This window comes from Legionella sp. ST3F1, assembly GCF_048553315.1.
Classification (GTDB): Bacteria; Pseudomonadota; Gammaproteobacteria; order Legionellales; family Legionellaceae; genus Tatlockia; species Tatlockia donaldsonii.
The window spans coordinates 342828-369349 of record NZ_JBLZIO010000001.1; the positions used below are offsets into that span (position 1 = coordinate 342828).

Below are 26522 nucleotides of genomic sequence, written 5' to 3' on the forward strand. Positions count from 1 at the left end.
CAAAATGTTATCATTAAATGACATTCAGTAGGCAATATGAAAAAAATAAATACAAAATAGCTTGCTTTGCGAATCACACTAATGCTAAGTTTGTATTTTTAACTTATTGCACATTTTTTTGATGGATTAGATTATGGTTTCCTATTCAGCTCAATACCAATTTTTTGCTCGCGACAAACAGGGCTTTTTGACATCAGAAATTAATAGTACTGCGGATGCTCGTCGATGGGCTGAAGGGGGAGAAGATGACAAACGCCGCTACAAATTCCTGGCAGATAATAAAACATTGATTGAGCAAGAATTTAACCAATTGTATGCCAGCCTGAGAAAGAAGGCGATTGCTAATGATGGTGCTGGAAAGAAATTCTGGCTTTACTGCTATAGTTGCAGCATTATGCTGAAAAATTATTATGAAATTCATGACGGAGAAGGGAAACCTAATGCAAAACAGTTCGCTGATTTGGCTGAAGCAATAAGAAAGCGTTGTGATAATGAAGATGACGCTAAAATTGGCCCAAAGGATGAAGGATTTTTAAATAAACTGGGCGCAGACATAGGAGCGAGTTTAAAGGAGCTTAGAGCGACCCCTTTCAGTATCTCTAAAATCGTAAGTAATGTTGGTTTTGCTAATGTAAGCCGTATTTACTGGACTTTCTGCCGACTAACCATGAAAAATTCACTTTTCCTGGCTCGTGAACTTCAATGGATAGAAAAACTGGGCAATATCCTGGGCAAAGAGATTGATGTTGATGCTATTGTTCATACTTGGGAAAAACCTAATCATATCTTTCGTGCTTTGAGCGTGGGCTTTTTTGTGGGCCGCATGATTCTTAATATGGGAGTTGCGCTTAAACATGCGCTTTCCCCAACATCAACCGATGAAGAGGCTTTAACTACCTGGCGGCGTTTCACAGATGAACTTTATGATCGTCGACTCACTTATCTAAACGATATAGTTTGGGCTACCGTTAACGGTCTCACTAATTATAACGACTATTTTGGTATTTCTAATCCTGTGGCCGGTTGGGCAACAGCAGCATTCTTGGTCTTCGACGTCTGTCTGCTTTTATATCGTCGCGAACTTGCTAAAGATGCTTATTTAACTAAAAGAGCGGAATACAAAGAAGAACAAATTTATCACGAATCAGAATTATCTCTTGGTCGTCCAGGCCATGAGACTGCTCTGATAATATTAGCAGAGCAAATTCAGCAGCTTGATAACAGTTGGGAAGTAGAAAGCGCCACTTACCTGTTTAATGCTACAGGTGCTTTATTATTAATGATGGGTTTTTCAGCGTCTATGTTACTGACACCAGCTGCCTTGATCGCAGGTTCCTATTTGGTATGCACCCTCGGGGTGGCAATCTACTTATCTGACGGGGCTTACAGCAACTATAAGGAAAAGAGTGTTGCTCTTCGTACAGCAGAATTAGAAAGCGCAGGCCCAAAAACGATTGGATTGGCTCAATGGGAACAGAAAACGGCGAGCGATAATTTTTATTTTACATTAGGTAAAAATGCGGTAATGCCGGCTTTGTTTATGACTACTATGGCGATCTCTTTGCCCGCTGCTTTAGTAATGACAGCGACTTACATGGTATACAGCTTGGGGAGCTCTTATCATAAACATAATCAGGATAAAGCTACGCAGCTTAGTATCAATTCTCTAGACGATGCTCCGCGAGCATTTTCCTTTACATAAGAATCCCTCTCCTGCAGCCTGCTATTCGCGTAGTAGGCTGCCCACCTTCGGAAACGTTACTCCAGAGTGAATGGCTGGGTCGATAAGGTGCTCGAAATCTCATGTACTTTCGTTTCCCTCTTGCACCTCTCTCTAGCGAGCTTCCGAAGAAGCCAATCGATAGATTGTTGTTAATAGTCGTTCGGATACATCGCATTAATTGCCGCAATGTCTTTATCGCTTAAATAATTTCTTTGGCCTATTTCGATGCCATCCATTAAAGGTTCAATCGTTCTTTTGCCGTTCTTTGAAAAAGCATAGGCCCCATAATGCATGATTGATTGGTAATCATAACTACCAAAATCTTCACCATCCGTTAAATGTTGGTCAAAGTTAAATTTATGATCCTCTTCAATATTTTCCCAAAGGATGCGAATAAATTCTGCGCGATCGGCACGGGATTGCTCATGCCATAAGCCGAGAGCATGGCCAATTTCATGGACTGTATTCATAGCAGTACAACGGGTTGACAAGTTAATTTCCTGCCGTCCACCTTGCTTTCCTACGTAAGAGGAACACGTTGTGCCTTCCGCTGGAACAAAAACAACATAATCCCGATAGATGTGGCGATTTTTACTCGTTAATTCGACCAGTTTGATATTGGTTTTTTCTTGCCAATGGGCAATCGCCTGCAAAACAGCTAATTTATTTTTGAAAGGTAAATCTTCTGCAATTTCGTAAGGAATAATGCCGTCTGGCCACCTACTGCCACCAATTTTATGTCTTATTACCGCACGAAATCGCCGTAAATCAGTAATTTTGGCAACAAGGATATCGCCTTCAACAACAGCAAAACCATTAATTTGTTCATAAATGATAGAGCGACTGCCGACAAGGGGGTCTGCAACAACAACTCGACCTAAAGTAATTGCAGAACTAAGCGAACAAGATAATAACAAAGGTAAAAAACAAATTTTAGGCAATTTTGGCATGATTAATATCCTTATTAACACAACCATACTCACATTCTATACAGATCAAAATTGATTTTTAAGTAGCTGATATTTTATCAATTAAATCTGATCAAGCTGTTCTACATAGAATGCATGTTGTGTCTTACGGTATGTAAAAAATAATCTTTATGCTTGTAAAATATGACTTCATCTGCAGCATAAACCAGCTATGGTAAAGGTTTTCAATAGCATCATCTGCCATTTTCTAACATATCTAGCCCCTTTTTATAGAGTTCATTTTTAGAGATTTTTGTTAATAAACTCGCAATTTTTACTGCCTGCTTTAAAGGAAGTTCCTCAAGTAAAATTGCTAAAATTTCTTCTCCTTTTGTGTTGGCTGTAGCGGCAGGTTTTGCAGGAAGAATAAGAACAAACTCACCCTTTGAGTGGTTATTGTCCATCAGTAACCAATCCTTTATTTCCTGCACCGTCCCTCTAATAAAGCGTTCAAAAACTTTAGTTAATTCTTTGGCTAGTACCATTTCATAATGTTGACCATAAACTTGCATAATATCATTAATACAATCAACAATTCGATGTGTAGATTCATAAAAAATTAAGGTATGTTCGGAATTTTGTAGCGCATTAAGCTTATTTTTTCTTGCAACCGGTTTCGCTGGAAGAAAACCAGCAAAGGTGAAACTATCACAAGGAACACCCGCAGCACTAAGTGCTGTTATTAAAGCACAGGCTCCAGGAACCGGAACAACGGGAATTTCTTTTTCTTGTGCCAGCCGAACGAGCGGAAAGCCTGGGTCACTGATTAATGGCGTCCCGGCATCACTAATTAGAGCAAACGATTTTCCTTGCTGCAGGGCACTAAGAATTTGCTCACTTTTGTCATTTTCATTATGCGCATGTAATGAAAGCAAGGGTTTATGAATCCCTAAGGCATTCAGTAATTGCAGAGAATGGCGGGTATCTTCGGCCAGTATGGTATCAACCGATCTTAAAACATCCAGGGCCCGCAAACTAATGTCATCGCGATTACCAATCGGCGTGGCAACAACATAAAGAGTGCCAACAATGGTTGCTGAACTTTTTACCATAGTTTATCCTATTCCGTTCCAGCGCTTCGGACGTACCTCCATGTTACCAAATTCATTAGTATTAAAATTAGTATCGCTAATCGTTTCAGTCATTTTGCTTTCTCAATGCACGAAAGTTGCTGAAAATCAAAATACTCCGCCACGCCCTAACAAGCAATCCGCCATTCCTTATACTATGCCTGCAAGTGCATACCTTGCTTTGGCAAAAAATCAGGGCGGTGATGAGCAACAAAATCTTCTGCTCATGGCTGCCGGCCGTTTTATCTACGATGGCCAGTGGCGAGAGGGTATAAAAACGTTAGCTCAAACCAATAATTTATCACCCGAACAGACTAGTGAAAAAAATATTTTACTCGCCAAAACCGACTTGATTCGTGAACAGCCAAAAGCTGCTGTCGCCAGGCTATCAGGCGTGCGTGAAATTAACAGCTTGCCGTCTTTTTATCAAGTTCAATTTCATGAAATCCTGGCTAACGCTTATGAGTCCATAGGGAATGCCAGTGAATCGGTTATTGAACGCATTAAATTGGAACGCCTTTTAACGGATGAGGTTGCACAGGCTAATAACCGTCGTATTTTGTGGCTTACTTTGACCAAACTACCTGTTGCTGAACTGAATACCCTGGCAATCGAAGCCCAAGAAGGATCTGATTTGCAGGGATGGATGGAGTTAGCACTTATCCCACGCCAGAATTCTGCAAATGCTGAGGCTACTTATGCTCGTGTTGAACAATGGCAACAGCAATATCCTGGGCATCCTGCGAATGGTATTTTGCCCTCCCCTTTGTCTGCCGTTAAGCCTTATTTGCATCGAACACCGCGTCAAATGGCTCTCTTACTCCCACTAACCGGGCCTCTAGCTGGACCAGGCAATGCGATTCGTGATGGTTTTGTCAGCGCAGCGGAAAGTAATCCTGCTTCAGAAGCGAAAATTCGGTTATATGATACGGCGGCAGGAAATGTTGCTGATTTATATCAGCAGGCAGTAGCAGATGGTGCCGATTATGTTGTTGGTCCTCTAAGTAAAACAGATGTTGCCAGTGTTGCTGCCATGGATCACCCTGTTCCGACCCTTTTGCTGAATGATATGGAAACTGGAACTAATACGAATGCTTACCGTTTCGGGCTGTCACCTTCTAACGAGGCAAGGCAGGTTGCAGTCAAGGCACGCAAAAGAGGGTTAAGACGAGCCTTAATCATTGCTCCAAAAGGAATTTGGGGCGACGAAATTGTTGCAGCATTTTCATCTCAGTGGCGCTCGAGTGATGGGATCATCTCTGATCAATTGAGATATGCCAATAATGAGGATTTGAATATTGCGGTACGGGATATTCTTCATATTTCTGATAGCCAGGTACGGGAAAAGAAACTTAAACAACTATTGGGCAGCAATATTCAATCAGTTCCTGCGCGACGACAAGATTTTGATATGATTTTTATGCTTGCTTACCCTTCAAAAGCACGGCAAATCATGCCTCTTCTAAAATATTATTTTGCTGGTGATGTCCCGGTTTACGCTACTTCCACCGTCTATAGTGGAAGTTTGAACATCATGAAAGATAAGGATTTGAATGGCATCATTTTCTGCGACATGCCCTGGGTCTTTGCTCATCAGTTGGGTAATAAGAACTGGCCCGAACAGCTTAACAGTTATAATCGTTTATATGCTTTAGGTATGGATAGTTATGCCTTAGCTAATCAACTGAATCAGTTATTACTCTTCCCAGCGATGGGTGTTAATGATAAAAGTGGGGCTCTTTATCTGAATCGGGCACAGCAGGTTGCAAGAATTCCTGCCTGGGGACAATTTAGAAATGGGGTAGCTGTGGCGATGGCCGACTAATACAGGCGTATAGGTAAGACAATGTCGCAAAGGATTGGGTATATCGAAGAGCAGCAGGCACGGATGCATCTTTCTGCTCAGGGATTGAAATGGGTGGCGAGTAACTACCGCTGTCGCTGGGGAGAAATAGATTTAATAATGCGAGAAGGTGCTTATCTTGTTTTTATCGAAGTGCGTGCTCGTGCCTCACTTTCATTTGGAGGTGCTGCAGCCAGCGTGACTTACAGCAAACAGCAAAAACTTTTAAAAACGGCTACCCATTATTTACTTACAAATAAAATTAATGAAACACAACCCACACGGTTTGATGTACTGACTTTAGATGGCAAGCCTGCAAAGATTGGGTGGATAAAAAATGCTTTTGGTTTGGGCTTTTAAAATAATACAAATAAATTGGGAAATGAAAGATGACACAGATGGAAGACAGAGTTAGGCAACTCTTTGGTATTAGCATCGAAGGGAAAATAGCTGTTGCTGATACGATGTCTGCGCTAATAGCCAAGGCAGGATTACGCTTGGTTAACTGCCTTCTTAATGATGGGAAAATATTGTTGTGTGGCAATGGTGGCTCAGCTGCAAATTGTTTGCATTTTTCTGCTGCCATGCTCAATCATTTCGAAGTAGAACGGCCTCCTTTACCTGTTATTGCTTTGAGTACAGATATGGCCTCGCTAACATCCGTTTCCAATGATCATCATTATGATCAGATTTTTGCTCGCCAGATCCATGCATTAGGGCAGGAAAAAGATGTCTTACTCGCGCTTTCAACCTCAGGTAATTCGGATAGTATTTTGCATGCTGTCAATGCAGCAAATGATCGTGGGATGGATACCATTGCTTTAAGCGGGCGAGATGGTGGGGTTCTTGCTAACCACCTCGGACCTGAAGATATCGAACTAAGGGTGCAGGCCGATAGTGCAGCACGTATTCGTGAAACACATTTATTCATCTTGCATTGTTTTTGTGATTTGATAGATCAATCGTTGTTTGGTCAAATGTTGGGGTAAGTTATGAAGATTCGCTCAATAATTTTTTTACTCGTTAGTTCATTGCTGACAGGCTGCGTTGCAGCAGTGGTAGCCGGCGCTGCCGCTGGTCTTGTGGTTTATGATCGCCGCAGCGTTGTTACCTTAGAAAGTGATGCCCGTATTTTTCATAAGGTTCATACTGCTATAGTTACCGATCCTCGTTTTCGTGACTCACGCATTTTAGTAAGCAGCTTTAACGGTGTTGTATTGCTTGTTGGACAAACACCAACTGCCTCGCTAAGAGTGGTAGCGGAAAAAATCGCGCAAAATACACCGAATGTGAGAAGAGTCTACGATGAGATTTCGGTTGATTATCCCCTGCCTATTAGTCAACGAACAAAAGACACCTGGATAACTAGTCAGGTACGTAGCTTAATGTTAACCAAGAAAGGTTTGGAATCTGGCTCCATTCGTATTGTGACCGAAAACGCTGTTGTTTACTTAATGGGAATTGCTACTCGCGAGCAAGCCAATTTGGCGGTCAGTGTTGCCAGACAGGTACAAGGTGTTCGTAAAGTGGTTAAAGTCTTCCAATATATTGTCTAGGAACTATGAGAAAACAGGGATGTTTTGCTGTCATTTTTTTAAGCTGCAGTCTTTTGACTGGTTGTCTTGGTGGCGTATGGACCGGGGCTACTTTAGTTTATGACCGCCATAATGTTTATAAAAAACTCAGTGATTATGAGCTTTCTGCAGAAGCACATCGAGTCTTGTATGAGGACAACGTTTTTAAAACAGAGGGTTGCGCAATCGACCTGGCCGTTTTTAATGGCGATATTCTGTTGGCAGGTCATGTCCCCAGCCTGGAACTGCGCGAGACAGCGATTAAACGGATATCGGCACTATCGGGTTATCGTCGTCTGTTTAACCAAATGGATATTAACCAACAACCAAGTAACACCTTAGAGGATAGTTGGATCACAACTAAAATTCGCAGCCAGATTTTTGCTGACTCAGCGATTGATCCAAATGCGTTTAAGGTGATTACTTCTGATCGTATTGTTTACCTAATGGGAGATGTGAGGCCAGCTCAAGCCGCTGTTGTAATCAATATTGCCAGGAATACTGCCGGGGTCGAGCGAGTCGTTAAATTACTCAAATACTACAATTTAAGCGGGCAGCCTGTAAAAGATGTCTAATCTGCACTAAAAGAGTGTGGCCTGAGTAGACTCAAGCCACTGTGCGCAGTTCCAAACCAGGAAGTGGCTAACCTGGAGGATACCATTACTTTATCAATGGATGCGACCTTTATCCAGTCGTTTACGAATTTTTCTTAATTTAAAAGCACGCAACAATCCCGTCGATGAATTTGCTTCGTCTTCTTTGCTATGTCCGTTCATTAGTTGTACAGGGTGAGATTTACAATGTTTTCGATAGGGGTTATGGTTTTTATCATGTTTGTGGTGAAGTTCATCACCGTACCGATTGAGCATTTTTTCCCGCATACTGGCAGCGGTGCGTTGTTGCTTTTCTGACATATCATAATTCCTTACTTCGAGGTAAACACTATTGGTGTAAATAATAAGTACACCTATTATAAAATATAATCAATATATGCCTAATATTCCAGCGCAGCACGCGGTTAGGTCGATTACAGATTAGTTACACCAAAAAAAACCACCTGGATTTTAAATAATTAATAAGATCAATAAAAATTCAATTTCGAAACTAATTGATTTAGCAAAAAAAAACAGCAAATAGAGACTTAACTTGCTGCTGATGTTTGCTTATCCAGCTTGATTACTTTATAATTCGCGCGTTGAAAGATGGGTGAAAATGTGAAAGATAGGCGGAGCGTACGAGGCGTGATAGGCTTGATGGGAGCTCAGCTGGCTACCAGTGTAATAATAGCATTGGCTTTTCTGCTGACTTTCGGAACAAAAGAGGCGATATCCGCAATATTAGGGGGACTGGTAGCAGTCATACCTTCTATCTTGTTCGCAAGAAAACTGTTTCGCTACCAGGGCGCCAGAGCGGCTCGGCAAATAGTCAAAAGCTTCTATATTGGTGAGGCGTTGAAAATATTGTCGTCTGTTATCCTGTTTACGCTGGTGTTTGTCCTGTTTAAAGTAGCCCCTCTTGCGTTTTTTTTCACTTACATTATGGTGTTGATGAACCATTGGTTCGCACCACTGATTTTTGCTAACAAACAAAATAGGCCAGAAAGTGACTGAAATGGTATCAAGCACCCAATATATCAAACATCATTTAACGTATCTCACCTTTAACCTCAAAACGATGAGTTTTGGTTCGGGTGGTTTTTGGACGGTCAACCTCGATACACTGTTTTTCTCTGTTGTATCAGGGGTTTTTATTCTGGCGTTGCTATACATTGGCGCACGTAGGGTAACGACAGGGGTCCCCGGCAAGTTACAGAATTTTGCTGAATTAATGCTCGAATTTGCTGATAATCAGGTTAAAGACTGTTTCCACGGAAAAAATAAATTAATCGGACCCTTGGCGCTGACGATTTTTGTTTGGGTTTTTCTGATGAATTTTATGGATATTGTTCCCGTTGATGTGCTGCCTATTCTGGCTCAATCAGTTGGTATTCATTATCTAAAGGTCGTACCTACGAACGATCTGAATCTAACTTTTGCCATGTCGATATCCGTTTTCATGCTGATTATTTTCTATAGTGTGAAAATCAAAGGTGTCAAAGGTTTCGCAAAGGAATTAGCCTTACAGCCTTTTAATCACCCCGCATTTATTCCTTTCAACTTGTTGTTGGAATTGGTGGGATTGATTGCTAAACCGATTTCGCTTGCACTGCGTCTATTCGGAAACTTATATGCTGGTGAATTGATCTTTATTCTGATAGCCTTGCTAACCTTGAATGCAACTGTAACCTCATTGGCTGGAACAGTTACTTTGGGCGTAGCACAGTTTTTATTAGCTTTGGCCTGGTCAATATTCCACATTTTGGTGATCACGTTGCAAGCGTTTATTTTTATGGTACTGACTATTGTTTATCTCAGTCTGGCCCATGAAGACCATTAATCATTTTTTAATTTAAACAATTGTCCATTAAGGGGATTTATATGCAAGCTGCAAGTTTGATAGCACAAGTTCAAGGTATGACTGTTATCGCAGTCGCCCTGCTGATAGGTTTAGGTGCTTTAGGTACCGCGATTGGGTTTGGTTTATTGGGTGGAAAATTCCTTGAAGGTTCTGCACGCCAACCTGAAATGGTTCCTATGTTACAAGTAAAAATGTTTATTGTTGCAGGCTTACTTGATGCGGTAACAATGATTGGTGTGGGTATTGCGTTGTTCTTCACTTTCGCTAACCCCTTCCTCAGCAATTTAGGTTCTTGATAACACTAAATGGGGGCGATTTTGCGCCCCAAATGCTACAGGAGAAATTACCTTGGATATAAATTTGACCTTGATTGTTCAAATGTTGGTTTTTGTCGCGTTTGTCTGGTTTACCATGAAATTTGTTTGGCCACCGTTGGCTAAAGCAATGGAAGAGCGTCAAGACAAAATCGCTGACGGCTTATCCTCTGCAGAGCGTGGCCGTAAAGAATTGGAACTGGCTCAACATCGTGTCCGTGATGAATTAAAACAAGCCAAATCACAAGCTTCAGAAATTATTGAGAAAGCAAATCACCGTGCTGCTCAACTCATTGAAGAAGCGAAAGAAGAAGCGAAACTGGAAGCACAAAAACAGGCCAAAATAGCACATGAGCAATTACTGCAAGAGATAAATCGTGCAAAAGAGAACTTGCGCAAGCAAGTCGCTCAGTTGGCAGTGGCTGGTGCTGAAAAGATTCTTATGCGTGAAATCGATAAACAAGCGAATAGCGCGTTATTGGATAACCTGATTAAAGAGATTTAACATGGCAGATACCACAACGATCGCTAGACCTTACGCAAAAGCAATTTTTGAGCACGCGCTGGCTGTCAAAAAACTTAGCCAATGGTCTGAGATACTGCATAGTTTGGCAATATCGGTGTTGGATGATAAAGCAATGCAATTTATTACCAATCCTGCAGTAACAGAAAAACAACAGACAGAACTATTAATGATTCCTTTTGCAAAAGCTAGCGATAAAGAAGCAACAGCAATAGAAAGTCTGATAGCCTTGTTGGCTTATAATAAGCGCTTAATGCTATTGCCTGATATTAAAGTGTTGTTTGAGGTATTGCGTGCGGAGCAAGAAAAAACGCTGGTAGTCAAAGTTCATAGCTTTTCAGAACTTTCAACTGAGCAACAACAGCATTTAATCAGTTCACTTAGCCAACGGCTACAACGCCAGGTCACGCTTGATGTTAATGTTGACCAATCACTGCTGGGCGGTGCGGTTATTCAAGCTGGCGATTTAATTATTGATGGCTCGGTGCGAGGCAAATTAAGTAAGCTTATCACCGATTTAGCCGCCTAGAGAGAGGATAGATTTCATGACAGAACAAGTAGCGTTAAACCCATCTGAAATCAGTGAATTAATCAGAAAGAAGATTGAAGAATTCAACGTTGTTTCCGAAGCACGAAATGTAGGAACCATTGTTAGCCTGAAGGATGGTATTGTTCGCCTCCACGGCCTTGCCGACGTTATGCAAGGGGAAATGATTGAATTCCCTGGCGGAGTCTATGGCTTGGCATTGAACTTGGAGCGCGATTCAGTCGGTGCGGTAATCCTCGGTGATTACTCAAGCCTGTCTGAAGGCCAAAAAGGAAAGTGTACTGGTCGTATTCTTGAAGTTCCTGTAGGTAAAAGTCTCCTTGGACGTGTCGTCGATGCACTTGGTAACCCAATTGACGGTAAAGGACCTCTTGAATCCACCAAGATGTCTCCCATTGAAAAAGTGGCTCCTGGTGTAATTGCTCGTCAATCAGTTGATCAGCCAGTACAAACCGGCTTGAAAGCTGTTGATGCGATGATTCCAGTCGGACGTGGTCAGCGTGAATTGATTATTGGTGACCGCCAAACTGGAAAAACAGCTATCGCTATTGATGCGATTATTAACCAGAAGGGCACTGGAGTTAAATGTATCTATGTAGCCGTTGGCCAAAAAGCATCTTCTGTCGCAGCCATTGTGCGCAAGCTGGAAGAGCATGGTGCTATGGAGCATACCATTGTGGTCGTTGCCGGCGCTTCTGATTCGGCTGCCCTCCAGTTTATAGCTCCCTACGCCGGTTGCACCATGGGTGAATATTTCATGGAGCGCGGTGAAGATGCTCTAATTGTTTATGACGATTTAACCAAGCAAGCATGGGCATACCGACAAATATCCTTGTTACTCCGCCGCCCACCAGGACGCGAAGCTTACCCTGGAGATATTTTCTATCTGCATTCACGTTTACTCGAGCGCGCAGCAAGAATCAACGCGAAGGAAGTCGAGAAATTGACCAATGGTGAAGTAAAAGGCAAAACGGGTTCACTTACCGCGTTGCCAATTATTGAAACGCAGGCAGGTGACGTATCTGCATTCGTACCAACCAACGTGATTTCCATTACCGATGGACAGATTTTCCTTGATGTCGATCTATTCAACTCTGGTGTCCGTCCTGCGATCAACTCCGGTTTATCGGTATCCCGGGTTGGTGGTGCAGCACAGACAAAGATCATGAAAAAGCTGGGTGGTGGTACGCGTTTAGCCCTTGCACAATTCCGTGAGTTGGAGGCATTCTCACAATTTGCTTCTGATTTGGATGATGCAACACGTAAGCAACTGGAGCGTGGACAACGTATTACTGAGTTAATGAAGCAAAAGCAATACTCACCCCACTCCGTAGCCGAAATGGCTGTGTCTCTTTTTGCCGTAGAGAAAGGCTATCTGGATGATGTTCCGGTTACCGAGGTTAGTGCATTTGAATCAGCATTACATGGCTTTATGCAAGCTTCACATGCGGCACTTTTGCACAAGATCAATGAATCTGGTGCTTATGATGGTGATATTGAATCCGAATTAAAGGCAGCTGTCGAAGACTTCAAACGCACTGGTAGCTGGTAAATTGACTAGCCACCTTTACCAAGTAGAGGTGGCTTAATTGATTACGCAGGTTTTTCTAGCAATGAATCTGTTAATTAAAGGCGAAGCAAGATATGGCTGGAGCGAAAGAGATCCGTACAAAAATTGCGAGTATTAAAAACACGCAAAAAATAACTCGCGCGATGGAAATGGTTGCCGCAAGTAAAATGCGCAAAACGCAGGATAGAATGCGAGCATCCAAGCCCTATGCAAACAAAATATATAAAGTTGTTAGACATCTGGCTCGCGCGACCTCTGAATATAGGCATCCATTTATGACAGTGCGTGACATTAAGCGTATTGGTGTCATTGTCGTAACGACGGATAGAGGTTTGTGTGGTGGTTTGAATGCAAATTTACTGCGCGAAACAATACGCCACATGCGCCAGTGGCAGCATGAAGGCAAAGAAATCGATGTTTGCGTTATTGGCAGGAAAGGGCAAGCCTTTTTCAAACGGGTTGGTGGAAATATTATTGCTTCTATTGATCAGCTGGGTGATAAACCTAGCGTAAAAGATTTGATTGGCGTGGTAAAAGTCATGCTGGACGCCTTTGATAAGGGTGAAATAGATGCTTTGCATATTGCGTATAATGAATTTGTTAATACCATGACGCAAAAACCAACCATTAAACAGCTTTTACCCTTACCTGCTTCTGAAGAAGATAGTAAAGAGCTTGGCCATCATTGGGATTATATTTACGAACCCGATGCCAAGGAATTATTAGACGCCTTGTTGGAACGCTACATTGAGTTGCAGGTTTATCAGGCGGTTGTGGAAAACATTGCCTGTGAGCAAGCTGCAAAAATGATTGCAATGAAGAGTGCAACTGATAATGCAGGTGAGTTAATCAAAGAATTTCAATTGGCGTATAACAAAGCCCGACAAGCTGCTATTACTCAGGAATTGGCAGAGATTGTTGGTGGTGCGGACGCTTTATAAGAGGGCATATGATGAGTTTAGGAACTGTAGTTGAAGTTATTGGCGCGGTTGTCGACGTTGAGTTTCCTCGTGATAACGTTCCCAAAGTTAACGATGCGTTAAAACTCGTTGAAGGGGATTTGGTATTTGAGGTGCAACAGCAATTAGGTGATGGTGTTGTTCGTACTATTGCCATGGGTACCACTGATGGTTTGAAACGCGGAGTTCAGGCTAAAAATACTGGCGAACCAATTCAAGTGCCTGTCGGTAAGAAAACCCTGGGTCGTATTATGGATGTTCTGGGACGTCCAGTCGATGAAGCTGGTCCTATCGATGCTGATGAGCATTGGGCAATTCATCGTAAGGCACCAAGCTATGAAGAACAAGCTGGTAGCCAGGAATTGTTGGAAACCGGTATTAAAGTGATTGATTTGTTATGTCCTTTTGCCAAGGGTGGTAAAGTGGGCTTGTTCGGTGGCGCCGGTGTAGGTAAAACCGTTAACATGATGGAGTTGATTCGTAACATCGCTATTGAGCACAGTGGTTATTCTGTATTTGCCGGTGTGGGCGAGCGTACTCGTGAAGGTAACGACTTCTATCATGAGATGAAAGATTCTAATGTTCTGGATAAAGTATCATTGGTTTATGGACAAATGAATGAGCCACCAGGAAACCGATTACGTGTAGCCTTGACTGGTTTGACCATGGCGGAAAAATTCCGTGATGAAGGACGGGATGTACTGTTATTTATCGATAACATTTATCGTTATACGCTTGCCGGGGTTGAAGTATCTGCATTACTTGGCCGGATGCCATCTGCAGTGGGCTACCAACCAACGCTGGCTGAGGAAATGGGTATGCTGCAAGAGCGTATCACGTCCACCAAGACAGGTTCCATTACTTCTATTCAAGCGGTCTATGTTCCTGCGGATGACTTGACGGATCCTTCACCTGCAACCACCTTCGCGCATTTGGATGCGACAGTCGTTTTGTCTCGTCAAATTGCCGAGTTGGGAATTTATCCCGCAGTAGATCCACTAGACTCTACTTCACGCCAATTGGATCCATTGATTGTTGGTCAAGAGCATTATGATACTGCTCGTCGGGTTCAACAAACATTACAGCGTTACAAGGAACTGAAAGATATTATTGCAATTTTAGGTATGGATGAGTTGTCTGAGGAAGACAAGCGTGTTGTTTCCCGTGCCCGTAAAATTCAGCGTTTCCTTTCCCAACCGTTTTTCGTTGCTGAAGTATTCACTGGTTCTCCCGGTAAGTACGTATCACTAAAAGATACTATCAAAGGATTCCAAGGTATTTTGGCTGGCGAGTACGATGATTTGCCTGAACAGGCATTTTACATGGTTGGTAGCATCGAGGAAGCTGTTGCTAAAGCGAAAACCCTATGAGGCAAACAAACATGGCAAGAACAACGCACTTGGATATCGTTAGTGCTGAGCAGGAAATTTTTTCGGGTGTCGTCGAAATGGTTATCGCCACGGGCGAATTGGGTGAGATCGGAGTTGTTCCTGGTCACGCCCCTTTGTTAACCGTGCTTAAACCTGGAGAAATTCGTATTACACGCCAAGGCGGTGCACAGGAAATCTATTATGTTTCTGGTGGTATGCTCGAAGTTCAGCCTCATTATGTAACCGTGTTGGCTGATACAGTAGAGCGTGCGGAAGAAATAGATGAAGCTGCTGCCCTGGCTGCAAAAGCACGCGCAGAAGAGGCGATTGCTAATAAAGGCGCGGAGCTGGATTATTCAAGAGCAGCGTCAGAATTGGCTCGTGCAGTTGCACAGATACGTGCTATTCAAAAATTACGCAAGAAAACTAAATAACTGTTCATTCAGATTTTTTGCCATTCCCACAGGTAGGACGCTCATGAGATTGAGCCAAACCAAAACTAACTTCGCTGTAGAGGTTAGTTTTGGTTGGCTGATTAGCTAATTTTTTAACTTGATCAATTAATCTTCCTGGACGTTTACTGTATAGGTTTTTTGTATTTGTTTACAAAAAGTTATCCTTTTAATTCACAAGGTTATCCACAGATTAGACGTGGCCTAGAAGAAAATATCTTATTCAAATCTTATTTAAATCAATAAGATATAGATTTTTGTTATAATTTCACAAAAATTTATTAACAGGTTATTCATTCGTTTAGTTCGCTCTAATTCCAATTAGTTGTTAAAATAGCTTTGCCTTATTAACCCTATTTGCACTACGATGATAGTTATTAGCAAATTGAAGTATAAAATCCCAGTGTTATGAATGATGCCATAGAACGTAAACCACTTACTGAATTTACTGAAAAAGCCTATCTTGATTATTCCATGTACGTTATTCTCGATAGGGCGCTACCCCATATTGCTGATGGTCTAAAACCCGTACAGCGACGAATTGTCTATGCTATGTCTGAATTGGGTTTGAAAGCCAGCGCAAAGCATAAAAAATCAGCACGTACCGTGGGGGATGTCCTTGGTAAATTCCATCCTCACGGCGACTCTGCCTGCTACGAAGCAATGGTATTGATGGCTCAACCTTTCTCTTACCGTTATCCTTTTGTTGATGGGCAAGGTAACTGGGGTTCTGCAGATGATCCTAAATCATTTGCGGCAATGCGATACACCGAAGCGCGTTTATCAGCATACGCAGACTTGCTTTTAGCGGAGCTGCAGCAGGGAACTGTCGATTGGATTGATAATTTTGACGGCACGCTACAAGAGCCTTCGTTATTGCCGGCCAGATTACCCAATGTACTGCTCAATGGTGCAACAGGAATTGCTGTAGGGATGTCTTCTGATATCTTGCCTCATAACCTTACCGAAGTTGCTAATGCCTGTATTCACTTACTTGATCATCCCAATGCCGATTTGACGGATGTGTGCAAACACATTAAAGGCCCTGATTTTCCTACAGAAGCAGAAATTATTACACCCGGCCATGTGATTCGCACGATTTATGAAACGGGTGGGGGATCCATAAAAATGCGGGCGATTTATCGTCTGGAAAAACAGGATATCGTGATTACAGCGTTACCCTACCAGGTTTCCGGCGCAAAAGTAATAGAACAGATTGCTGCACAAATGCAGCAAAAGAAACTGCCCATGGTTGAGGATTTGCGGGATGAATCGGATCACGAACATCCAACTCGTCTTGTTATCGTACCGAAATCAAATCGTGTGGATGCCGAAGGGTTAATGTCACATTTGTTCGCTACGACCGATTTGGAGCGCAGTTACCGCATTAATTTCAATATGATTGGTTTGGATGGCAAGCCGCGTGTTAAAGGGCTACTAACCATTTTACAAGAATGGTTAACCTATCGTCTGTCAACCGTTAAAAGACGTCTGCAGTTTCGCCTCGATAAAGTACTTGAACGGATCCACATCCTGGAAGGCTTGCTGATAGCCTACCTGAATATTGATGAGGTGATTGCCATTATTCGGGAACACGACCATCCTAAACAAGAGCTTATTGCACGGTTTAAATTAAGTGAAAGGCAAGCGGAAGCTATTCTGGAGATGAAATTACGACATCTCGCCAAGCTGGAGGAAATTAAATTACGTGCAGAATTGGATGATTTGAATAATGAACGTGATTCCTTGCAGACAATTTTAGCCAATGAAAAGCGGCTAAAAGCCCTGGTGAAAGATGAAATTACTGCTGATCGTAATCAATTCGGGGATGCCAGACGAGCGCCATTGGTTGAGCGCCAGGATTCTCAGGCACTGAAAGAAGAAGATATTCTTCCTAATGAACCCATCACGGTGGTGCTTTCACAAAAGGGATGGATTCGGGCCGCGAAAGGCTATGATATTGATGGCCGTGAATTAAGTTATAAAGCGGGCGATGAATTCAAAGCGCAAACGAATGCCAGATCTAACCAGCAAGTTGTGTTTTTTGATAGTGAAGGAAAGGTTTATACGTTGCCCGGACATGTTTTACCTTCTGCACGCGGTCAAGGAGAGCCCTTGACTGGTAAGTTAAATCCCAGTGATGGTATGCATTTTGAAGCCCTTGTTAGTGGTGAGGCAGAGGATTGGGTATTATTAGCCAGTGATGCCGGGTATGGTTTTGTTACCCAATTGAAAGAACTCTATGTTAAAAATCGCAACGGAAAAGCCTGTATTAAATTGCCTGAAAACAGCCGGGTACTCCCTCCACGCTTATTTGCAGCGAAAGAATCGCAATTGATCGCCTGCGTTACCAATGCAGGACGGTTACTTGTGTTTTCAGCCAGTGAGTTACCGGAACTTTCCAGAGGCAAAGGGAATAAATTAATTAATATCTCTTCTGCCAAGGCACAGCAACGGGAAGAGTTTGTCATCGATCTACAAGTATTATCTGCTGATGATTCCTTAACCGTATATGCCGGTAAGCGTCATTTCACCCTGAAAGCGACTGATCTTGGTCATTACCAAGGTGAGCGAGGCCGTCGTGGCAATCGCTTGCCGCGTGGCTTGCAAAATGTGACTGCCATGCAGGTATCTGGTAATACCACAGGTGCGTAAGCCTCCATGAAATTATCGGCTCGCATGCTCCATGTTATTTTGAATTGCTGGCCGCCCTTTTGGGGGGCTGGGATCAAAGTAGAGAAAATTGCCAAGGATTTTTCTTTTGCCCAAGTCTCTCTGGCTTTCCGTTGGTACAATAAAAATTACATGCGTACTCAATTTGGCGGCAGTTTGTATTCAATGACAGATCCTTTTTTTGCTCTCCTGCTGATCCATCGTTTAGGATCTGATTACGTCGTGTGGGATAAAGAAGGAGAAATTAACTATATCAAGCCAGGAAAAGGCCGCGTTTATGCTGATTTCACATTGGATAATGAACAACTGGATGCCATAAAACAGGCTCTGAATGAAAATAATGGTAAAACATTACCAATTTTCCATACTCAGATTTATGATGAAAGCAAACAAATCATTGCGACGGTCAAAAAAACGCTTTATGTGAAGCGTATTCAGAAAAAGGTCGATTGAAGAAGTCCGGCCTTCTTATCTTAGACGTCCTTTTCTAATAAGACAGTCAACGCGTTCTTAAGTGTGGTGTCTAAATCAGTTATTGGTAGTGTAGCAAGTGCAGCATGGCGATAGAGCTCATTTGCAAAGCAATTTTTCAAAGCCTTTAAATGCCTGTTAATAGTATTTAGATCGCCACGGGCCAAGGGACCGGTAAGTGCATTCTTTATCTCACTGGCTTGTTGCACATTATTAAGGCTGCTTGTCATCAAGTTTACGATCATTTGTTGAGCCAGGTTGGCCTCAATACCTGATTCTTGCAGTAAATCAGCGGCAGTAGCAGCCAACGTTACCAGATAATTAGAAGCAATGACGGCAGCCGCATGATAAATAGCCTTACCATCAGCATTAATGGGAATAATCCTTGCCCCCAATTTTGTGAATAGCGGGGTAAGTAATTCGACCGCCAGCTCATCACCTTCAATGACACAATCGCAATGCATAAAGGCACCTTGATCCAGATTCCCTTCGCTAAATGCTTTTAATGGATGGAGACTGGCAATATGACAGCCACGGGTTTTTAGCGGCATTAATTCAGCAGAACTCAAAACACCACTGCAGTGCACAATAACGCTATCTGTCGGTACTTGTTCCTTTAATTGCTCGGCAATGGAGAAAATAAGATCATCGGGTGTTGTAATAAACGTTAAATTCACTTTCGGCAGCTCCGCTAAATGGGGAACTGCAAAGCCTGAACCTATTTGCTGGATTGCCTGTTCAGCGCTGTCGAGGGTGGTGTTGCAAACAGCGGCAAGCCGTGCCAAACCCGAATTAGTCAGAGCTAAAGCAATATTTTTTCCTAAGCGACCAGCGCCAATAACATTAAACCGCATAACAACGTTTCTCACTAATCAAATCTATTTCTACGCTTTGTCAAAGAAACAGTTAAGATGAAGGTTTTTTATTCTTTTTGCAAGTATTGATGCTTGTGTTGGGTGACGAGAGAGAAGAGCTTAGTCCGTCTTTACAAATGATGTATAATGGCAACAACCTGATGCAAAAACCTACTTACCTTATATTGTCTGCATGAAGCGAAAAGCCTTAATCCTTGTTTTAGCGCTCGTTTTTCTAGAATGGCTAGATTTCAGTCTTTATCTTTATTTAGCTAAATCAGTGTTTGCGGTGAAATTTTTCCCGCCTTCTGCGTATAGCCTGGAACTGACTTTTGCTTTGTTTGCTGCAGCCTATTTTGCCCGTCCTGTGGGTGGTTGGCTTTTTGGTTGTAAAGCTGATTTGAGTGGTCGTCGTAATCCGATGGTATTTTCAGCTGCACTGATGGGTTTGGCTACATTGGGTATCGCACTTTTGCCGGATTATGCACAAATAGGCTTATGGGCTACTTGGGGTTTACTTTTATTACGCATGGCACAAGGTTTAGCGTTGGGAGGCGAAATAAATACGTCTGCCATGTTTTTAGTCGAGCATCATCCTCATAGAGTGTTGTTAGCGGGTGCCTTGGTTGCAGCAGGCGGTGCTTTCGGTATGTTTATAGGCAGTGCTTTAGCAACGTTGTTGCAGTACATTTCTTTACCGGAAGTTTGGCGAATCATTTTTGCTTTGGTCGGTTTTGTATCCTTATGGGTTTGTCATTTACGTAAACAATTACAAGAGTCGCCTGAGTTTCGTAAAAATCAATTGCCGATGGCAGGTATTTGGCGACGTTACTGGCGAGGCTTTGTAAATATTGCTGCCATTGCTTTTTTTGTGAGCATAACGGTGTATATCTGCAATGTGTTTTGGGTGTCTTTTGCAATTGACAGGCAGTTGTGGAGTGAAAAGGCTTGTGCATGGACTGGTTCGCTGGCGCAATTGGCTTCAGCCTTATTGGCTATACCGATTGCCTATTTTGCCAGGCCTACACAGGTGTATCATTTGATGCGCGCAGGCATGTTGCTGGCAATTATCACTGCTCCGGCTCTTTTCTATTTTACTCTAAAAGCGAAGACGGTCGGGGTTTTAATTGCCATTACCGGTTACGCACTCACTAATGCATTAATTTGCGCCTCACTATATTATTTACTTTATCTTCAACTACCCGCCCAATACCGTTGCCGTGGTGTCTCCACCATCTGGGCAATAGCCGCTGGCCTTGGTGCAGTCGGACTCCCTATTGCAGAGCAAGCAATCATAATGAAAGTCTTTTGGTTACCGGGTTTATTAGTCGCTATGACCGTCACTGTATGTTTCATTCTTTTATCCAACTATCAATACCAGTTTGGGTATTCGACCAATGATAAAATGACGGAGGGACTTTAATAGCGAACAAGATACTAGCCCTTTAGGTGGCTATTATTTTTAATACTCAGATAGGACAGTAAAGTTACGAACATCATCGTTAAAATAGTAATTAAAGCCATGGGCCCATAAATTTCCATATGACTTGAGGCACTGAAAGGCTCCAGTATTTGTGTCAAACTTTGGATCCCATAAATTGCAACGGCTTCCAACCAGAAAAATCGATTAGAAAAGACATTTACTTTGCTTGTTTGGTCAAGATCATATTTAGCAATATAAAGAGCAAAAAATTGAAAAATAAGATAAACGACTAGAAACCAGCCAAAATAATTTTGTAAAGGGACACCAAAATAACTTCCCGTCTCTTTCCATACCCATAATGAACCAACAGTCGATGCCAGGGGATCCATACAGAGATCCCACATAACCATAATGAATGCTGCAATCAAGGGAATTAAAACGAGTTGTTTCCCTTGAAGTCTCTTAGCGTATTGATCAAGCAATATATGGGATAAAATCCAGGAAGCATAGCCCGTTCCAAAATAAGCCAACATGATAATAAGAGGGACTTGAAATAAACGTGGCCCCGCTAATTTATCGTAATGGTAATAACTAAAAGGAAAACCGGTTTGAATACTAAGGGCCTCAAAAAAATGACTGACAAACCAGGTAATGATAAAAAATATCAGCAGATTTTTTATCCCATAACGTTCTTTGCCATGTAGCGAGACCGCAATAAAAATAGAAAAGACCAGTACGATGGGTACAATATCCCAAGCCAGCGGGGAATGCCAAAAAACAGAGCTAACAGTAAGAATAAGATAAATAACAATAAATGCCCATCTGACCGGGTTAAAGCCTTCCATAGGGGTTTGTTTGTTAACCATAAAGTACTTCCCTTTTAATAACGAATGTCCTGAATCAGGTCTGGTTACCTATCTTGATTTCTAATACTTATCTTATAGGACTATGCTGAGGATAGGAATCTTTGTGTTTATTGTATTGGATAACGATAAAAATGATCTCTTAAACCAATGCGATTAACGGAAATTAAGAGCAATCTAAGGTTTAAATTTTAAGTTAATTGTTTTTTTAAAATCTTATTAGTTGTAAATTAAACCTTAAGTGATTTTGTTATCCTTAAAGCTAAATTTAATTTCACAAAGACTTTTTGTAACTCAAAAAGACAACTCAACGAGTCCATTAAATCATCAAATTAATTTATGACGATTCAATATTGTCATAATAATACCATTGAACTGGGTCTCCATTTCTGCTTAATATGAATATTCCTCTGGAATCGGACTCTAAGGAATGGATCAATGACCCTGCCAGTGAAGGCGTTACGTTATAAACAGTTAAAATTTTTGGGAGCTACAACGCCCTCTGGTCATGAGGTTTCGGAAGTTGAATTTGTTGATGTTGATGGCCAAACAAAGACTGGATTTTTCAAACCTTTGGATAGCACTTATCCAGCCTTACTTGCCAAGTACTCTGTTGCTGTCAGTGTAGCACTTCGTCTTGCACTCGGTGATCGTGCGGCGGAGGATCGTCTTGTTTTTGATGATGAGGGTAAAATTGTAGGTTCAATATCGATTAGTTTACCCAACTTTAAGCCCTTGCTTTGTTCACTGGAAACAATTCCTGCTGATCCACAAAAGAGGGAGCAGGTATGCCCTTCTGTGGCTTCGTTACTGCGCTACAATGTAGTTGAATGGCTGGTCGCGGCCTTCCACTACAAATGTGATGATCGTCATCCTGGTAATATTGGCCTCGTCGGCATGATTGATTGGGATATGTTTCTTTACCATATAACGTCTATTATTAAAGGCCAACGCTTGATTGATGGCATTCTCAAGGAGGCGCCGGAAAAAGGAATGAGGTTAAAGTCGACGAATTTGGATAATTTTCCAATCCTTGACGATAGAACACATTGGCCTTCTAATGCGCTCCCGGGCAATCTTAATGTTAATAAACGTTGCATGTCTTACGCTGCATTTCAAGCCTTAGCCGAGAATCCGTCTACAGAAATTAGTGACAAGACGGTTCATTTTCAAGAGCAGCTTTTTGCGGCTTTATTAAAGGAGTTGCTCACTTTTGACCCGAGTGTGTTGCGTGCGCGTTTAGAAGAGTATTTGGGCGATTTACCTTTAGATTATTTTTCTCTTGGCGATGAAAAGAAAGGGAAGCTTCAAAAAAGCCATCCTCAATTATTTACGGAACAAGCCGATAAGCAATTGTTTATTGATCACATGCTGGCAGTTTTACAAGAGCAATATGATGAGTTTTATCGTGCTGTAGTATTCTATATTGGCTGTGATAAGAACAGAAGTGGTGTGCCTGTCGTCCCTTTTAGCAGTTTTTTACGTAATAGACCGTCGGCTTATCATGAGATTAAGGACTGGGCAACGTGTCAAAATAAAAGGATGGATCATTGTTGGAGCCAGTATCAATCGAAGAAATCCACTACTACAACCATAACGCCAGAAACCGGTGATGCGAGACCTTTGGATGCCTATTGTGTAGGTCCCGAAGGACGATACAATTTGGAAACGCTGGAACAGCGCTACCATAAAATCTGGCGCGATGCACATGTGCTTCAATTGAATAACATTATTCTTGAAGCGCGTATTTTAGCCCATGAATTAGCCAATAATTTGTCAACCGAGTCTTTGCCTTTAGCACTAGGTGAGTCGGTGATGATCGATGAGTTGAGTTCATTAACAGAAGCTTGGCAGCTCCTTGGTGAAACAGCATCTCTTAGTGAATCAAGGCGGATAGAATGCGATTCAAATAGTAGCTTACGTCAAGGGTTATATATTCTGGAACAATTCATTGAGCAATTAAATAAATATGCTCATCAGTACTATCGTTTAAATTTAACGGAACTGACGATAGAAAATAATCAGGCTTTTTGCGATGGTTTGGCAAAAATAATCAGAGACCACGAAAAAGATATTTATAAGACTTTCGGTAGAAGTACCTGGGCGTTTAAATTTGTTAAAATTGTTGAAGAGTTACAGCGTTACTATGGTGGATTGCATTTTCAACGTCATTTGCGTTCTACCGATGCAGAATTGTTCACTAGCGTAAGACATGATTACCCTGCTTTACTGAAGCGTTCCCATACAGAAGAAGAAATCGTTAATGCTTGTTTAAGTGCTTTATTTGATTGGGCCAATGCGCTGGATAAAAAGATTCTTGAAGGCCATATTTTGGCAATTATTAAGGAATGCTATCAGCCCAGTCCATGGAATATCGTAGCAAACCGTTCACGGGCTGAAGAGGTGCAGCTTTATTTAAAAGACTGTGACGAAGACGGTGCTAATTGCCTGGCTTCTATTTTAAGTGTAGGCGGACATGAAACCACCTCTTTGAATACGCTGCTCATTACTCATTTGATCCCTGAAATGCTCAAAGACACGATTGGTCAGGTGGATGTTAATCTGATGGGTGTGCGTGATGCTTGTGAGCGCGGTGAGTTTGATGCGCTTGTTTATACTTGTAGCGCAACAAAGTTTGCACGCAATGATGAGCGTTTTACGCATGTTTATACGCATAAAAATATGGCCCAATTTAATAGCGCGGTCTATAGGTGGATTAACAGTATGGATGTAAGCGCTTTTCAAAAAATGGTTGAAGCTGCCCTGGGAGAATATGAGCCTTACAGGCTTAATTTTCTAAGTCAGAAAAGAAGAGGACCCGAGGTACGAGGTTATCTTTATGACCAACAGAGTCCCAGTAATCGTCAAGTTCTTGCCAATATTTTTGCCAATGGAAAGGTCAATGAGAATTCATTAAACACGTTCTTATTTAAAAGAGTTATTAAGGCAATGCAGGAAGATTTTAGTCGTTACAGAAATGAATTCCCACCAGGATACACTACGATAATGAAAATGGATAAGCTGAATAGGCAGGTTTTTCTTAATTCTTTGGAGGCATACGCAGAAATTTATAAGAAAATGAATGAAACGACACCCAATGTCGCAACATCTTGCCAATAACCTATAGTAGTAATCCATCATTTAAGTATCAAGGCTATGATAATGACAGTCTTTCACGGTATTATTCGCAACTGATTTTTATTTTACTTGCTTCCTATGGTTAATGACTATTTAAAAACGTTGCCCCAATATTTGATACCAAAACCAGGTCTTACCCATTTGGCGGGCTTCTTGGCGAATGTACGTACTCCTGCCATTAAAAATACGCTGATTCGGTGGTTTATCCAAAAGTATGGTGTGGATATGAAAGAGGCAAGAGAAGAAGATCCCAATCATTACGCTTGTTTTAATGACTTTTTTATTCGCCATTTAAAGCCTGAATGCCGGCCTTTTGCCAAAGCCGATATTATTTCTCCGGTCGATGGGGTTATCAGTGAGTTGGGGGGTATAGAAAGAGGACAGCTCTTCCAGGCCAAAGGACACTATTACACGACAACAGAGTTATTGGCCTGTGAAGAAAGCTTGAGCGCGCAATTCTCACAAGGCCGGTTCGCCACGCTTTATTTGTCACCAAAGGATTATCACCGCATTCATATCCCTATTGATGCAACGTTAAAAGAAATGATTTATGTGCCGGGAAAATTATTTTCTGTCCAGCCTTCTACGGTGCGTGTTATACCTCAATTGTTTGCTCGTAATGAGCGTTTAGTTGCTTTTTTTGATACCAGGGCTGGTTTAATGGCAATGGTTTTAGTCGGTGCGACCATTGTAGGCGCTATTGGTACCCGCTGGAGTGGGGATATCAAGCGTTCCGTGGAAAAACAATATTTTTCCGCCAATCAAATCACCTCCAGTAAAAATATACGGCAAGGTGACGAAATGGGATATTTTAAATTGGGCTCTACGGTGGTGCTTTTATTTGCTGATGGTCGGCGTGTGGATTGGCTGGATACTCTGCATGCCGGAACAAGCATGCGTTATGGCGAAGCGTTGGCTGGAGTGAAGGATTAAATTGATTACAGCGCAGAAGATGCCTGACAATACAGATAATGATAGTTGAATTGCCGATTTTAGAATGTTAAAATCCAACCGCCCCAATGTGTTCTAGACTATTGCCAGGCATGATGCGTATACACTGCTATGGATTTTTTACCTCAACATCCAAGAGTATTTAACTTCTCCCCACGCAAGATAAGGAAATCAAAATGCAAAAAGGTACAGTATCGAAAACACATCTAATCACTATCAGGGCTTCCCACGTCAATACAGGGACAATAGCTCGTCAAACGTGGTTCCCAATTATAAGTGCGAAATGTCAAATCCAAATTGATAAGCTGGCGCTTGCGGGAGACAAATTCAGTCAGGACAAAGCGACTCAAATTAGGTTGGCACTTGTTCGACTCGATGATTTAATTACGTTGAAGGAAGCTATATCACAACCTGGGGTTACTAGTGTTGACCAGGAGAATGGCGGGGAAAATATGAGAAAATTGTCCCGGGCAGATTTTTCTGATCTCGGAACATTAATACGTTATCAATCCGAAAAGTGGACTTGGTATGGACCGTATCCAGGGGCTAATAATCCGATAGACCTAAAGGATGAATACGATAATGATCGTACCGATAGGTTTGATAAACTCCATTCAATTCAGGATGCGGTCAATATTTCCTATACGAATATATTTAACCTGGGTTTTTTCAAAATGCATGCCTATTATGGTCCGTTATGGGGTAAAACAACGATGCTTGCTGAATTCGAACACGACATGTCAGCAGAGCAAACGCCATCGGGCAATCTACAGTATTAA

The 26522-nt window shown here is 42.0% G+C and carries 26 protein-coding genes; 21 read left to right on the forward strand and 5 right to left on the reverse strand.

Translation table 11 applies throughout. The annotated features are described in order from the left end of the window. Positions 1-133: 133 nt before the first annotated feature. Complete coding sequence (locus ACN4Z1_RS01590; protein ID WP_228363517.1) at positions 134-1702, forward strand: hypothetical protein; 1569 nt, start codon at positions 134-136, stop codon at positions 1700-1702. Between the two features lie 170 nt (positions 1703-1872). Here the strand turns inward: ACN4Z1_RS01590 and legP are convergent, their stop codons facing one another. Both legP and rsmI read right to left on the reverse strand, forming a co-directional pair. Next, positions 1873-2673 (reverse strand): Dot/Icm T4SS effector Zinc-dependent metalloprotease LegP, encoded by an 801-nt coding sequence (gene legP / locus ACN4Z1_RS01595; protein WP_115222592.1) that lies wholly within the window; start codon positions 2671-2673, stop codon positions 1873-1875. 212 nt (positions 2674-2885) lie between these two features. Then, on the reverse strand, positions 2886-3743 hold the full coding sequence (gene rsmI, locus ACN4Z1_RS01600) for a 16S rRNA (cytidine(1402)-2'-O)-methyltransferase (protein WP_228363516.1): 858 nt from the start codon (positions 3741-3743) through the stop codon (positions 2886-2888). Here rsmI and ACN4Z1_RS01605 point away from each other — a divergent pair. From ACN4Z1_RS01605 to ACN4Z1_RS01625, 5 genes are read left to right on the forward strand one after another with little or no spacing between them, the layout of a single operon-like run. Further along, entirely contained in the window at positions 3721-5586 is a 1866-nt protein-coding gene (locus tag ACN4Z1_RS01605; protein WP_419387978.1) for a penicillin-binding protein activator, read from the forward strand. The two genes, rsmI and ACN4Z1_RS01605, sit on opposite strands and share 23 nt — an antisense overlap. 21 nt (positions 5587-5607) lie before the next feature. Then, the gene (locus ACN4Z1_RS01610) at positions 5608-5964 is read left to right on the forward strand and encodes a YraN family protein (RefSeq protein WP_228363514.1); all 357 of its coding nucleotides are present in this window, start codon (positions 5608-5610) and stop codon (positions 5962-5964) included. A 29-nt stretch (positions 5965-5993) separates the two neighbouring features. Beyond that, complete coding sequence (locus ACN4Z1_RS01615) at positions 5994-6593, forward strand: D-sedoheptulose-7-phosphate isomerase (protein ID WP_058445979.1); 600 nt, start codon at positions 5994-5996, stop codon at positions 6591-6593. A 3-nt stretch (positions 6594-6596) separates the two neighbouring features. Then, on the forward strand, positions 6597-7160 hold the full coding sequence (locus ACN4Z1_RS01620; RefSeq protein ID WP_115222588.1) for a BON domain-containing protein: 564 nt from the start codon (positions 6597-6599) through the stop codon (positions 7158-7160). A gap of 5 nt (positions 7161-7165) precedes the next feature. Continuing rightward, positions 7166-7753 carry a BON domain-containing protein gene (locus tag ACN4Z1_RS01625; protein WP_228363513.1) on the forward strand — a complete coding sequence of 196 codons (588 nt, stop codon included), beginning with the start codon at positions 7166-7168 and terminating at the stop codon, positions 7751-7753. A gap of 93 nt (positions 7754-7846) precedes the next feature. On the opposite strand, the gene ACN4Z1_RS01630 is transcribed toward ACN4Z1_RS01625, so the two are convergent. Then, a complete protein-coding gene (locus tag ACN4Z1_RS01630) occupies positions 7847-8092 on the reverse strand; it encodes a hypothetical protein (RefSeq protein ID WP_115222586.1) in 246 nt (81 codons plus the stop codon). A 300-nt stretch (positions 8093-8392) separates the two neighbouring features. Between ACN4Z1_RS01630 and ACN4Z1_RS01635 the strand changes: the two genes are divergently transcribed. The 11 genes from ACN4Z1_RS01635 (at position 8393) to ACN4Z1_RS01685 (ending at position 18496) form a co-directional block, all read left to right on the forward strand. Next, positions 8393-8788 carry a F0F1 ATP synthase subunit I gene (locus ACN4Z1_RS01635; RefSeq protein ID WP_181879432.1) on the forward strand — a complete coding sequence of 132 codons (396 nt, stop codon included), beginning with the start codon at positions 8393-8395 and terminating at the stop codon, positions 8786-8788. A 1-nt stretch (position 8789) separates the two neighbouring features. Then, positions 8790-9614, forward strand: coding sequence for a F0F1 ATP synthase subunit A (gene atpB, locus ACN4Z1_RS01640; protein ID WP_115222585.1), 825 nt, complete (start codon positions 8790-8792; stop codon positions 9612-9614). A 41-nt stretch (positions 9615-9655) separates the two neighbouring features. Next, positions 9656-9931 carry a F0F1 ATP synthase subunit C gene (atpE, locus tag ACN4Z1_RS01645; protein WP_058445973.1) on the forward strand — a complete coding sequence of 92 codons (276 nt, stop codon included), beginning with the start codon at positions 9656-9658 and terminating at the stop codon, positions 9929-9931. 52 nt (positions 9932-9983) lie between these two features. Further along, a complete protein-coding gene (locus ACN4Z1_RS01650) occupies positions 9984-10454 on the forward strand; it encodes a F0F1 ATP synthase subunit B (RefSeq protein ID WP_058445972.1) in 471 nt (156 codons plus the stop codon). Position 10455: 1 nt separating this feature from the next. After that, positions 10456-11001, forward strand: a complete 546-nt coding sequence (locus ACN4Z1_RS01655; protein WP_228363512.1) for a F0F1 ATP synthase subunit delta — start codon at positions 10456-10458, stop codon at positions 10999-11001. Positions 11002-11017: 16 nt separating this feature from the next. Then, entirely contained in the window at positions 11018-12571 is a 1554-nt protein-coding gene (gene atpA / locus ACN4Z1_RS01660) for a F0F1 ATP synthase subunit alpha (RefSeq protein ID WP_228363511.1), read from the forward strand. Positions 12572-12663: 92 nt separating this feature from the next. Beyond that, positions 12664-13530, forward strand: coding sequence for a F0F1 ATP synthase subunit gamma (gene atpG / locus ACN4Z1_RS01665; protein ID WP_115222582.1), 867 nt, complete (start codon positions 12664-12666; stop codon positions 13528-13530). A gap of 11 nt (positions 13531-13541) precedes the next feature. Continuing rightward, positions 13542-14918 (forward strand): F0F1 ATP synthase subunit beta, encoded by a 1377-nt coding sequence (atpD, locus tag ACN4Z1_RS01670; protein ID WP_115222800.1) that lies wholly within the window; start codon positions 13542-13544, stop codon positions 14916-14918. A gap of 11 nt (positions 14919-14929) precedes the next feature. Then, on the forward strand, positions 14930-15352 hold the full coding sequence (locus tag ACN4Z1_RS01675; protein ID WP_228363510.1) for a F0F1 ATP synthase subunit epsilon: 423 nt from the start codon (positions 14930-14932) through the stop codon (positions 15350-15352). A 426-nt stretch (positions 15353-15778) separates the two neighbouring features. Next, the gene (gene parC, locus ACN4Z1_RS01680) at positions 15779-18025 is read left to right on the forward strand and encodes a DNA topoisomerase IV subunit A (protein WP_228363509.1); all 2247 of its coding nucleotides are present in this window, start codon (positions 15779-15781) and stop codon (positions 18023-18025) included. Between the two features lie 6 nt (positions 18026-18031). Continuing rightward, entirely contained in the window at positions 18032-18496 is a 465-nt protein-coding gene (locus tag ACN4Z1_RS01685) for a DUF4442 domain-containing protein (RefSeq protein ID WP_115222580.1), read from the forward strand. A 20-nt stretch (positions 18497-18516) separates the two neighbouring features. Here ACN4Z1_RS01685 and ACN4Z1_RS01690 read toward each other — a convergent pair whose 3' ends face one another. After that, complete coding sequence (locus ACN4Z1_RS01690; RefSeq protein WP_255673170.1) at positions 18517-19368, reverse strand: Rossmann-like and DUF2520 domain-containing protein; 852 nt, start codon at positions 19366-19368, stop codon at positions 18517-18519. Positions 19369-19561: 193 nt separating this feature from the next. Between ACN4Z1_RS01690 and ACN4Z1_RS01695 the strand changes: the two genes are divergently transcribed. Continuing rightward, positions 19562-20791 (forward strand): MFS transporter, encoded by a 1230-nt coding sequence (locus tag ACN4Z1_RS01695; RefSeq protein ID WP_228363507.1) that lies wholly within the window; start codon positions 19562-19564, stop codon positions 20789-20791. Positions 20792-20805: 14 nt separating this feature from the next. Here the strand turns inward: ACN4Z1_RS01695 and ACN4Z1_RS01700 are convergent, their stop codons facing one another. Continuing rightward, positions 20806-21657 carry a carotenoid biosynthesis protein gene (locus tag ACN4Z1_RS01700; protein ID WP_115222577.1) on the reverse strand — a complete coding sequence of 284 codons (852 nt, stop codon included), beginning with the start codon at positions 21655-21657 and terminating at the stop codon, positions 20806-20808. A gap of 435 nt (positions 21658-22092) precedes the next feature. Between ACN4Z1_RS01700 and ACN4Z1_RS01705 the strand changes: the two genes are divergently transcribed. The 3 genes from ACN4Z1_RS01705 to ACN4Z1_RS01715 all read left to right on the forward strand — a co-directional run bounded on the left by ACN4Z1_RS01705 (position 22093) and on the right by ACN4Z1_RS01715 (position 26522). Then, on the forward strand, positions 22093-24774 hold the full coding sequence (locus tag ACN4Z1_RS01705) for a hypothetical protein (protein ID WP_228363506.1): 2682 nt from the start codon (positions 22093-22095) through the stop codon (positions 24772-24774). Between the two features lie 96 nt (positions 24775-24870). Further along, on the forward strand, positions 24871-25725 hold the full coding sequence (gene asd / locus ACN4Z1_RS01710) for an archaetidylserine decarboxylase (protein WP_228363505.1): 855 nt from the start codon (positions 24871-24873) through the stop codon (positions 25723-25725). A gap of 194 nt (positions 25726-25919) precedes the next feature. Beyond that, positions 25920-26522 carry a hypothetical protein gene (locus ACN4Z1_RS01715; protein WP_228363504.1) on the forward strand — a complete coding sequence of 201 codons (603 nt, stop codon included), beginning with the start codon at positions 25920-25922 and terminating at the stop codon, positions 26520-26522.

Excerpts from the sequence above, each read along its gene's own strand:
- ACN4Z1_RS01590 (WP_228363517.1), top strand. The coding sequence starts at position 134 with ATGGTTTCCTATTCAGCTCAATACCAATTTTTTGCTCGCGACAAACAG.
- legP (WP_115222592.1), bottom strand. The coding sequence starts at position 2,673 with ATGCCAAAATTGCCTAAAATTTGTTTTTTACCTTTGTTATTATCTTGT.
- ACN4Z1_RS01605 (WP_419387978.1), top strand. The coding sequence starts at position 3,721 with ATGGTTGCTGAACTTTTTACCATAGTTTATCCTATTCCGTTCCAGCGC.
- rsmI (WP_228363516.1), bottom strand. The coding sequence starts at position 3,743 with ATGGTAAAAAGTTCAGCAACCATTGTTGGCACTCTTTATGTTGTTGCC.
- ACN4Z1_RS01610 (WP_228363514.1), top strand. The coding sequence starts at position 5,608 with ATGTCGCAAAGGATTGGGTATATCGAAGAGCAGCAGGCACGGATGCAT.
- ACN4Z1_RS01615 (WP_058445979.1), top strand. The coding sequence starts at position 5,994 with ATGACACAGATGGAAGACAGAGTTAGGCAACTCTTTGGTATTAGCATC.
- ACN4Z1_RS01620 (WP_115222588.1), top strand. The coding sequence starts at position 6,597 with ATGAAGATTCGCTCAATAATTTTTTTACTCGTTAGTTCATTGCTGACA.
- ACN4Z1_RS01625 (WP_228363513.1), top strand. The coding sequence starts at position 7,166 with ATGAGAAAACAGGGATGTTTTGCTGTCATTTTTTTAAGCTGCAGTCTT.
- ACN4Z1_RS01630 (WP_115222586.1), bottom strand. The coding sequence starts at position 8,092 with ATGTCAGAAAAGCAACAACGCACCGCTGCCAGTATGCGGGAAAAAATG.
- atpB (WP_115222585.1), top strand. The coding sequence starts at position 8,790 with ATGGTATCAAGCACCCAATATATCAAACATCATTTAACGTATCTCACC.
- atpE (WP_058445973.1), top strand. The coding sequence starts at position 9,656 with ATGCAAGCTGCAAGTTTGATAGCACAAGTTCAAGGTATGACTGTTATC.
- ACN4Z1_RS01655 (WP_228363512.1), top strand. The coding sequence starts at position 10,456 with ATGGCAGATACCACAACGATCGCTAGACCTTACGCAAAAGCAATTTTT.
- atpA (WP_228363511.1), top strand. The coding sequence starts at position 11,018 with ATGACAGAACAAGTAGCGTTAAACCCATCTGAAATCAGTGAATTAATC.
- atpG (WP_115222582.1), top strand. The coding sequence starts at position 12,664 with ATGGCTGGAGCGAAAGAGATCCGTACAAAAATTGCGAGTATTAAAAAC.
- atpD (WP_115222800.1), top strand. The coding sequence starts at position 13,542 with ATGAGTTTAGGAACTGTAGTTGAAGTTATTGGCGCGGTTGTCGACGTT.
- ACN4Z1_RS01675 (WP_228363510.1), top strand. The coding sequence starts at position 14,930 with ATGGCAAGAACAACGCACTTGGATATCGTTAGTGCTGAGCAGGAAATT.
- parC (WP_228363509.1), top strand. The coding sequence starts at position 15,779 with ATGAATGATGCCATAGAACGTAAACCACTTACTGAATTTACTGAAAAA.
- ACN4Z1_RS01685 (WP_115222580.1), top strand. The coding sequence starts at position 18,032 with ATGAAATTATCGGCTCGCATGCTCCATGTTATTTTGAATTGCTGGCCG.
- ACN4Z1_RS01690 (WP_255673170.1), bottom strand. The coding sequence starts at position 19,368 with ATGCGGTTTAATGTTATTGGCGCTGGTCGCTTAGGAAAAAATATTGCT.
- ACN4Z1_RS01695 (WP_228363507.1), top strand. The coding sequence starts at position 19,562 with ATGAAGCGAAAAGCCTTAATCCTTGTTTTAGCGCTCGTTTTTCTAGAA.
- ACN4Z1_RS01700 (WP_115222577.1), bottom strand. The coding sequence starts at position 21,657 with ATGGTTAACAAACAAACCCCTATGGAAGGCTTTAACCCGGTCAGATGG.
- ACN4Z1_RS01705 (WP_228363506.1), top strand. The coding sequence starts at position 22,093 with ATGACCCTGCCAGTGAAGGCGTTACGTTATAAACAGTTAAAATTTTTG.
- asd (WP_228363505.1), top strand. The coding sequence starts at position 24,871 with ATGGTTAATGACTATTTAAAAACGTTGCCCCAATATTTGATACCAAAA.
- ACN4Z1_RS01715 (WP_228363504.1), top strand. The coding sequence starts at position 25,920 with ATGCAAAAAGGTACAGTATCGAAAACACATCTAATCACTATCAGGGCT.